The sequence below is a fragment of the Rhodothermales bacterium genome, assembly GCA_013002345.1.
Classification (GTDB): Bacteria; Bacteroidota; Rhodothermia; order Rhodothermales; family JABDKH01; genus JABDKH01.
In genome coordinates, this window is sequence record JABDKH010000345.1 from 1 (window position 1) to 7,461 (window position 7,461).

The 7,461-nt window shown below is 57.2% G+C and carries 5 protein-coding genes; all 5 read right to left on the minus strand.

Annotated features, from left to right (window positions below; all coding sequences use genetic code 11):
• Positions 1-147: 147 nt before the first annotated feature.
• The 5 genes from tadA to HKN37_16245 all read right to left on the minus strand — a co-directional run bounded on the left by tadA (position 148) and on the right by HKN37_16245 (position 7,208).
• The gene (gene tadA / locus HKN37_16225; GenBank protein ID NNE48199.1) at positions 148-1,533 is read right to left on the minus strand and encodes a Flp pilus assembly complex ATPase component TadA; all 1,386 of its coding nucleotides are present in this window, start codon (positions 1,531-1,533) and stop codon (positions 148-150) included.
• 314 nt (positions 1,534-1,847) lie between these two features.
• Positions 1,848-2,987: a hypothetical protein gene (locus tag HKN37_16230; protein ID NNE48200.1), complete on the minus strand. Its 1,140-nt coding sequence runs from the start codon at positions 2,985-2,987 to the stop codon at positions 1,848-1,850.
• Positions 2,988-3,951: 964 nt separating this feature from the next.
• Positions 3,952-5,118, minus strand: coding sequence for a polymer-forming cytoskeletal protein (locus HKN37_16235; GenBank protein NNE48201.1), 1,167 nt, complete (start codon positions 5,116-5,118; stop codon positions 3,952-3,954).
• A gap of 261 nt (positions 5,119-5,379) precedes the next feature.
• Positions 5,380-5,793, minus strand: a complete 414-nt coding sequence (locus HKN37_16240) for a hypothetical protein (GenBank protein NNE48202.1) — start codon at positions 5,791-5,793, stop codon at positions 5,380-5,382.
• Between the two features lie 233 nt (positions 5,794-6,026).
• Positions 6,027-7,208, minus strand: a complete 1,182-nt coding sequence (locus tag HKN37_16245) for a hypothetical protein (protein NNE48203.1) — start codon at positions 7,206-7,208, stop codon at positions 6,027-6,029.
• Positions 7,209-7,461: the final 253 nt, after the last annotated feature.

Below are 7,461 nucleotides of genomic sequence, written 5' to 3' on the forward strand. Positions count from 1 at the left end.
CCGGTCCGTCCGGACCATCCTGAACCAGTACGGCGTGCAGAGATCGACCCGATATCGTTACGCCCAGAATACTGTCTTTGGGTCGGGAGATGTTCATGGCTTAAGGATTGTGTCGTTATTCTGGCGAAGTTGGACGTAGCCGGGGTATCAACCGAGCAACTGCTTGAGGCGACGCTTGTTATTGGCGTAGTCCATAGCTGTTTCGGCGCTAATGAGACCCTGCTTAAGAAGCTTTGCGAGATCCTGCTCGAGTGTGGTCTGGCCGTGACCGTTGCTCTCCCACATCATCTGATAGATCTCGCCCTGGTTGTTGTTCTTTATCGCAGCTGCCGCAGATGGCGTCATCCACAGCACTTCTTTTGCAAGCACCCGGCCACCACCGATCTTGGGAGGCAGTTTCTGAGAGATAATGCACCGCAGCACGTCCGCGAGACGGTTGCGAATACGATCCTGCTCGTCCGGTGGATACTCGCCAATGATTCTGTCAATGCTTTCGACAGCGGATGACGTGTGAAGTGTCGTAAAGACCTTGTGACCGGAGTCGGTGATTTCGAGAGCCGAGGATATCGTTGCTGGATCGCGGATCTCACCGATGACGACGATGTCCGGGTCCTGACGAAGCGATTGCACGATCCCCTCTTTGAAGGACGGGACGTCCTTTCCGACTTCACGGTGACGCACGATGCACTTCTTCGATACGTGCATGAACTCGATCGGCTTACTGACGATGACCACGTGGCCAGCAGTGTCTTTGTTGTTCTCGTCAATGATGGCGTCCAGCGTCGTGCTCTTGCCGGAACCGGTTACACCCGTCACCAGGGTCAGCCCGTCGCGAACGTGCCGGAACATGAGGCCGCGTTCAATGAGAGGATGAAACTTGAGACTCTTCAACGGACGCAGCGTGTCCTGAATGGCACGCATGTTCAAGCCAAGATCATCCAGATCGAAGTACATTGTCGCACGGAAACGACGGCGTCGGCCGTCCTTTCCTTCGATGGGAAGCTGGTACGAGAAATCAAGCGATCTCTTCTCAAGCAACGTCTCGGTCTGGCGACGACTGAGCACGTTGAGAAGCAGAACGTTTGACTCGTTGATGGTGTAGCGACCCATGCCCTCGTCGGGACGCTTTTCGCCGTCCACGCGATACCAGATCAGGTTGTTGCTTGCCGGGCCTCCCATGTCGATATCAGACGCGTTGATATCGATCATGTGCTTGAGTAAATGCTCAATGTGGATGCGCATTGCGGTGCGCTCCTTATCGCCCAGAGACCGGACCTGATCCATCAGGAATTCGATTCGCTCATCGCCCATTTTCGAGTAGGGCACCGAATCACCAACTTCCTTTGCGACCTTCGGAAGCGGCGGAATGAGGGTCGGTCGGGACGATACGGACGGACCTGCAGATTCCGGTGTCCTGGCGGCGACGCCTGAGATCGGCCCGCGATCCGCAACCGGGGAAGACTTCGGCGACGCCTCAACTTCGGTCTTGCCGGCAGCCTGCCGGGCAAGTATTTCCTTCAGGGTCGGATTCATATGATGGTGTGTTCCTTATGGAGTCGCAGGCCGGGCTCAACGATGCGTTAGCGGCACGTCAGACGGTGGATGCGACAGTGGCACGACTTCAAGGGAAGGCTGATGGAAGCCCCATTTTCGTATCGGCCAATGCCCCCTGCCCTTAAGCATATCGATGCGGTCAAAATCGGCCGCACAGTACGAATTGAGGCTACTGGGAGCATCATTGGTCGGCGAAAACGGGTCCCTCCGATCGCCATAGAAAAAGCGGCTCCCGCACGAGGCAGAAGCCGCTCTGTTACGGCCAGAATCGATGAGACCGTGGCGGTCTGGTGCTATCTCTCGAAGAAGTTGGTCATGTGCACGGTGGTTCCGCCGGGCGTCCCGTTCCAGATGGTCGTGAGTGCCGGGGAGGCCTCGCGATAGTGAAACTCGGGGTTACCGTGGAGCCTGGCCTCGGTTCGGGTCGTCACGGAACCATAGAGATCAGCACCGCCACCCATGTCAAAGTCGCCCTCACTGTATAGCTGGGCCCAGACTTCGGTATTCCCCTTCATATCGATGTCACCACCGGCGTAGAAAGCGATGCTGCTTTCGGCGCTGGCACTGAAGCCGCTCGAGCCGACGCGTGCGTCGCCGTTGATTTCGATGTCACCGGTCACCAGGAAGGCCACATATCCGTCGATCGTGACGTTGCTGACGTTCAGGTCACCATTCACGAGAACGACCTCCGGCTCGTCGCGCGTACCACCTTCGAAGGATCCGGAGAGAGTCATCGAACTGCTGGACGTTGTTGCGAAGCGAGTATAGTCGGACACGTCAAACGTTGGGATGTCAACCGCCGCGACCCATGCGGTGTGCGGATCGCCTGGCTCTGCGTTGTCGGGCTGGAACTTCGTGTCGCGATGCTTCCCGCTCGCCGAGCCCGCGTAGGTTCCAAAACCGTGGATGTGTTCGTTGCCTTTGCCGTTGACTTCGAGATCACCATTCGTGTGGAAGTTCGCATTCAGGTCGGTGCCCGACGCATGGACAACTGCCGCGCCAGCGTTCCCACTCACGCGAAGATCGTCCTCACTAATGAGTGCGTACTTCATGAACGGGGGAACGTCATTCGCCATCTGGGCGGCTAGCGTCTCACGAACGAACTCTCCGCGCAGGCGATAGCTCGAGTCATCTCCGGAAGCGTTCGGAACGTCACCAACAGATACGACAATTGCGCGATTACCGGTGACAGAGATCTCGACGCCGTATGTGGCACGATCGAACCTGCCCTTGAATGTGCGCGAGGCGAACGACTCGGAGAGGGCCTGCTTCGCCAGGTTGAATCCATTCACGGCCGCACTGCGGGCAATCGTCTCATACTGGAGATTAGCGACGCGCTCGGACGCACGAAGCATGCCCGACTTGCTGCTGTTGGAATAGACCGTGCTCATCGCGCCAAATGCTGCGATTGCAATCAATGCGGCTTTACCCATTGTCTATGTGGATTGCGGGTCGCTTGAATATCCTCGGCGCAGAGCCCTCCCTCCTTCGCGAAGCGACGCTGTTGAACAAACCTGTCAAATTGCTGACCCCTGCCGGCTGAATTGAGTCGCCAGCAATGTGAATTATTGAAGAAGGTATCGGCGGGCCGTGGTCGGGAATTAAGAGAGATGGCGCATGTAATGGGTGATCATCAGTTCGCGGCACCGAAGGAGTTGTACTACTCAATACTCCTCCCGTGTCATTGCGAACGCAGCGAAGCAATCTGAGACACCCGTGAAATCAGGTCGACGTCCTGGCTTGCGTCATTCATCACCGCAGCTCGCCCCACGTCATGCCGACCACCCCCACGCGTCATCCCGAGCGAAGTGAGGGACCTGTGCAATCGGATTGGCAGACGATCACAAGGGTCCTCGACTGGCTCGGGGTGACGCTGCGTATTCGAACGACAAGTCGCTGCCCTCGTCATTGCGAGCGCAGCGAAGACATATTAGACGCCCGGGGTATTCACTCGACGCCCGGATTGCGTCAATCGTCACCGATGCTCGTCCCACGTCATCCCGAACGACGTGAGGGACCGATGGAATCGGTTCGGCAGACGGGTCACAGAGGCCCCTCGACTGGCTCGGGGTGACACTGCGTAGTCGAACGACAAGTCGCTGCCCTCGTCATCGCGAGCGCCGCGAAGCAATCTGAAACGCCCGCGAAATCAAGTCGACGTCCTGGATTGCCCAATCGTCGCATAGGACCGCTCCGGTTCTTGTACCCAAACGAAGTAAGGTACCTGTGCGATCGGGTTGGCGGGCCTGCGACAAAGATCGTTCGACTCGCCCGCAGTGACATGATGGTCGGCGAGAAGTCGAAGACAGGGACAAACAAAAGGGGTGCCTTCGGCTCGCCCTTCCGAAGACACCCCGAGCGCATTAAGTGCGCCATGGGTTTCAAATTCCCCCGAGCCTACTGCTCGTTGTACCCGACCACGTGGTACGTGTACTTGAAATCGTTCTGCCAGAACTGCGTAAGGCCCGACGATGCCGACTTGAACAGGATGTTCGGCGTGCCGGCGAGGATAAGCTTCCCTCTTGCCGCAAGGCTGCCTCGCAGCGTCGGTGTGCCTTTTCCTGTACTTATGTCGCCGCCAGCATACATCTGCGCCTCAACCGTGCGATCACCCGAAAGGCTGATATTGCCACTGCTGGTCACGCCGATGCTACTCTCAGAAGCACCGTCATAGCCGGAGTCCCCTGCCGTCAGATCACCCTTAAGGTCCACGTTGCCCTCCACGACGAAGTGAACGTAGCCATCGATCTGGGTGTCGCCCGTGATGTTCAGATCACCTTCGATGTACCAGACGTAGGGATCGTCTCGGGTTCCACCAAAGTCGTATGAACCTGACAGCTCAGTGGTGCCAGTAGTCGAATTGTCGACCATCGGGTTCCCAAAGGCGTCGACCGCGCTCAGATAGTCCACTTCAGTGAAGTCCGGTATGGGAATCGGATCCGCATCGTAGTGAGTTGGGAGATTCGTCGGATTGTAATTCGGGTCAAACGAATTGTCCACGTGAACACCATTTGCACCATTGCTGTATGAACCGAAGCCGTTGATGTCCACGGAATTGCCACTCACATTGAGCGTGCCGTTCGTGTGGACGTTGGCATTCATGTCGCTTGACAAGTCGCTCGAGACTGTGACGTCCACATTACCTTTGAACTCGATATCGCTGTCGGTGGCGATAGCATACTGCATGAACTTCGGCGGCTCTTCGGGGAGCTGCAGTCGCCGGTCCATTAGCACTCGGATCGCGTAATTCTCACTCATGCGGCCAGCATTACGAACTGTCCCGACCGACTCGATAGTGGCGCGTTTTGCGCCTTGGACTTTGATGGATGTCGTGTAGTTACCATCCTGATGCCGACCCCTGGTGTCCTTGCCAGTCCAGGCGGATTCCGAGATCCTCTGCTTGGCCACATTGAGGCCGGCGAGGGCTGCGTTGCGAGCAAGCGTTTCGTATTGACCGTTGGAAACCCGTCTGCGTGTTTCGATCTCGGACGAGCTACGCTGAGCTCCGTAATACGTCCCGAGAGAAATGAAGGCAACTGCGGCGAGAGCGAGTGCTTTTCCCATGATGACACCTACTGGTATTGTCGCGCTTCAAAGCGCGGGTCATCTCCGAAAAGCCACGCCCGCGTAGATGTGGTCGTATGATCGTGCCACGCAGAAGACTGAACTACTTGCAGTGCCTTGCGGCGACTGTCTGCGCGTACGCGGGCCGATACACGGAAGTGCTTGCGTATCGACCGGGCACAATTTGTACTCTCCGTATCGGCGATCGAATCTGAAACCTTAATCATAGCAATGTGAAGATTTGATGAGGCAGTGTCCATATCATCCGATCCCCTCCACCGGTGCGCTGACACGAACAGAGTAGCCCGACGCCGGATCGTCAGCCGAAGCCTGTTGCCTGAACGCCTCCACTCGGATAATGTATGTGGTCGGACGCGGGCCATCGTCTCCAGCCACGCCGACGGCCCGTATCGCACCGCGATGACGCCTGACAATGGCGACGCTCCTGTACGAACCACCGTCCCGGCGGCCGGTCAACCGCTGATCGATCCACCGCTTGGCGAGCGCCTCCTTTATGAGGTTCACTCCGAAGAGCGCTGAACTCCTTGCCATCCTCTCAAGCTGGGCGTGCGTCTGGTTGCCGTCGCGCTCAGGCGACAGACTGTCTCGTGCACCCTGGTAGTAGGCGCCCAGACCGGCAAACGTTAGCGCAGCAATCATGAGTGAGCGGATCATTGGGGAGGCATTCCAACGCTGCGGAACCCCATGTGCGATACCAGCAAGCGTTGTGTGAATTCGCCTGGCTAAGCTACCCATGGATATCGGCGCCTCCGGCCAAGACTTGAAGTGAAACGTCTGACGTGAATGCCCGCAATCGTGAACACGGAAAGAAAAAGGGACCCCGAGGCGATCTCAGGGTCCCTTCTCTTCAACTTGTCCATCGATTCGACTAAGCAGCGTCTGCTCGCCTACCATTCGCTGTACGCAACCATCTTCAGCGTATTGTTCTCCACATCCTGCCAGTTGATCGCGAGCGCCGCTGACGGCGTGCGATAGTACACTTTTGGCGTGCCTTCGATGGAAGCTTCACCGAACGTCGCGAGCCCCCCGTAAATCTTCGGGTTACCTCCGAGATCCACTCCAATTTCCACACCACCATCAGAATAAATCTGAGCTGCGATCTCGACGTTACCTGTGATCCCTACAGTTCCGCCGGAATAGATCGCGATCGAACTTTCGTCCGGCCCGCCATATCCCGAGTCACCCGAAACAAGATTGCCATTGAGCGACACACTTCCGTCCACCATATACATCACGTAGCCGTTGACTACGGCTCCGCCGGTATTCGAGAGATTACCCGTCACGTGAATGACGGTCGGGTTGTCTCTCGTTCCGTAGTCGAGCGTGCCCGACAGCGCCAGATCGCCGCTATGTTCGATGACACCAAAGCCATTCTCAAGCACCTTCGCTACATATGCCGCGGCATCGTAATTGGGCACCTCCACCGGTTCCGGAACCTGGTACAACGCGTCCTGCTCTGTGGGTGCATAGTTAGGATTGAAAGACGTCTCAAGAGACTTGCCCGTACCGGAAGCCGTTCCGTAGTATGAGCCGTAACCCTCGACACTCACCCGGCCGCCGTGAATACTCAGATCCGCGTTCGTATGGACGTTCGCGTTCAGAAGACTTCCGTCTTCGCCCTGCAGGTAGACCTCCGTTGAAACGTGTCCCGCCAAGTTGATACTTTGTTCTGAGATAAGGGCGTACTGAAGGAATTCAGGTGGTTCCGGAGCATACGAGCTACCGGCCACTCCTTCGAACTCCGCCTGAACTCGGTACGAAAGCGGCACATCGTCGGACCCGATAACGTTACCTGTACTGATGATCCTGGACGACCCACCGGCCACCGTGGCCGTGACAGCATAATCACCCGACCCCGTGTGACCTGAGAAGCTCGTACTCGAAAATGAGCCTGAAAGCTTCGATCGAGCGACAGACAAGCCGGTGAGGGCGGCCTCACGTGCCAGCACCTCGTACTGATGGTCTGACACACGTGCTGAGGTTTCCAACGTCTGCTGGTTGCGATTCAGCGTGTAGTACGCGCCGGAGAGGCTGAATGCCACAAAGGCGATGACCGTGACCTTACCCATGGTAGTGCACTCGTTTCAGTTGGTGGACAAGTGGATTCGAACTAGAGCGCGGAATCTCGTAGCATTCTTGGTCTGAACGTGGACTGCCAGCGCGTATCGCGGACTGTCACACCGTCTCTCACGTTCACATCAACCGGAGACGCCGCTTCAAGGCTGATGCGAACCTGCCTCGCGTCACCTACGGCACTTGCAGGATTCCCCTCCTCATTCAGAGCACGCACGTCCCAGGCCGTGATAGTGCCGATTGAACCAC